This is a genomic window from Micromonospora sp. M51, from assembly GCF_018070305.1.
Lineage (GTDB): Bacteria > Actinomycetota > Actinomycetes > Mycobacteriales > Micromonosporaceae > Micromonospora > Micromonospora parva.
In genome coordinates, this window is the sequence record NZ_JAGPXZ010001206.1 from 1 (window position 1) to 1,141 (window position 1,141).

2 protein-coding genes are annotated in these 1,141 nt (G+C 72.5%); both read right to left on the reverse strand.

Annotation, left to right across the window (positions count from 1 at the left end):
- The coding region (locus tag KBX53_RS33720) for a sensor histidine kinase (protein WP_210863894.1) at positions 1 to 913 on the reverse strand (913 nt) is incomplete at its 3' end.
- 42 nt (positions 914 to 955) lie between these two features.
- On the reverse strand, positions 956 to 1,141 hold a 186-nt coding region (locus KBX53_RS33725), incomplete at its 5' end, for a hypothetical protein (RefSeq protein WP_210863895.1).

The following is a 1,141-nucleotide window of genomic DNA, read 5'->3' on the forward strand; positions in this document are numbered from 1 at the left end:
CGGTGCGCACCAGGTCGTCGAGCATGCCCAGCCCCGGGACCGGGGCGGCACCGTCGCCGCCCTCGTGCCCCGGTCTGCCGCGCAGCACACCGACGACCAGCCGCAGGTTGTCCAGGGTCTCCTTGCCCTGACTGCGGATCCAGGCCACGCCGGCCTTCGCGGCCGCCGGGTCCCGGTCGATCAGCCGCTCGACCGCGGCGGCCTGCACGACCATGCCGGAGAGGTGGTGGGCCGCCACGTCGTGCAACTCGCGGGCCATCCGGGATCGCTCCGCACCGATCGCCGCCTGGACCTTCGTGTGCTGCTCCCGGATCGCCTCGTCCGCGCGGACCCGGACCAACTCGACGTAGCGGCGGTGGGTGGCCACGTAACCGCCGACGAAGGTCGCGCTGGCGTAGGTCAGGGCGCTCGCCGAGACGTACGCGAGTGCCGTCAGCACGTCCGGGATCACCACGACGGCCACCCCGATCGACTCGACCGCCACGGCCACCCCGACGGCCAGCAGCGCACGCCGAACCGGCAGCAACGACCCGACGGTGTACGCCGCGATGAACGGGGCGAGGCCCCGGATCGTCGCCTCCTCGGGCAGGGAGACGCCGATGATGGGCAGCTGAAGGCCGACGATGAGCGCGAGGCAGAGCAGTGGCCGGACCCGACGCAGGCACAGCAGCATCGCCTGCGCGCTGCACACGGCGATGAGCAGCCCGGCCCGCGCCGGGTCGAACGTCACCCCCTCCGCCGGTGCCACGAACCGGAACAGCACCGTCAGCAGGACGAACGTCGAGACGGTCAGCGTCGCCGCCAGCAGGCAGTCGCGGGGGAACACTCCGGTCAACCCGAGCCGGGTGAGCCGTCCGTCGAGCCACTTCGTCAGTCGGTGGGTGCCGGGTTCGGTGTCGGTGTGATCCCTCATGCGGTGCGCATCCTTGCTCCGGATCGTCCCGGGTCGGGCGGGTCAGTAGGAGAAGCTAGGCGCGAGCAGCTGGAACTCCACGGCGAACCAGCCCGCGGCGGCGAGCGCGAGCACTGTCAGCCCGCTGCCGACGATCCGCCGCCAGCCGACGTGGCGTCGCACGTCGTCGACCAGCCGGACCGTGGCGGGCAGCACCCCGAGCAGGCCGATCAGCTGCAGCACCTGGAT